The sequence below is a fragment of the Streptomyces marinisediminis genome, from assembly GCF_026262575.1.
GTDB lineage: Bacteria > Actinomycetota > Actinomycetes > Streptomycetales > Streptomycetaceae > Streptomyces > Streptomyces marinisediminis.
The window spans coordinates 1-631 of record NZ_JAPKFL010000111.1 but is presented as its reverse complement, the minus strand read 5'-3'; the positions used below and the strand labels follow the sequence as shown (position 1 = coordinate 631).

Sequence of the window (631 nt, the reverse complement as noted above, 5' to 3'; positions counted from 1 at the left end):
GATGATCGCCGTACAGACCACCGAAGACGAGATCACCCCGCACCTGACCGACCGCGTGTCCCTCGCCGCCGTCAACGGACCCACCTCCGTCGTCATCTCCGGTGATGAGGACGCCGTGGCGGAGATCGCCGCACGGTTCGACAAGACCAAACGGCTCAACGTCAGCCACGCCTTCCACTCCCCCCACATGGACCCCATGCTGGAAGACTTCCGCGCGGTCGCCGAAAGCCTGACCTACCACGCCCCGCGCATCCCCCTCGTCTCCAACCTCACCGGCAAACCCGCCGACCAGGAACTGACCACCGCCGACTACTGGGTACGCCACGTCCGCCAGACCGTCCGCTTCCACGACGGCCTACGAACCCTGGAAACCCACGGCGTCACCACCCACCTCGAACTCGGACCCGGCGGCACCCTCACCGCACTCGCCCAGGAAGCCACCGACCCCGACACCCACACCACCCACCACCCCACCCTGCGCCACCACCACCCCGAACCCCACGCCCTCACCACCGCCCTGGCCGCACTCCACGTCCACGGCACCCCCGTCAACTGGCACACCTACCACCACACCACCACCCACCCCGTCGACCTCCCCACCTACGCCTTCCAACGCCAGCACTACTGGCCG

Annotated in this window: 1 protein-coding gene; it reads left to right on the top strand. The window is 68.3% G+C overall.

The window, feature by feature from the left end; all coding sequences use genetic code 11:
• On the top strand, nt 1-631 hold a 631-nt coding region (locus tag OSB71_RS24295), incomplete at both ends, for an acyltransferase domain-containing protein (protein WP_265950954.1).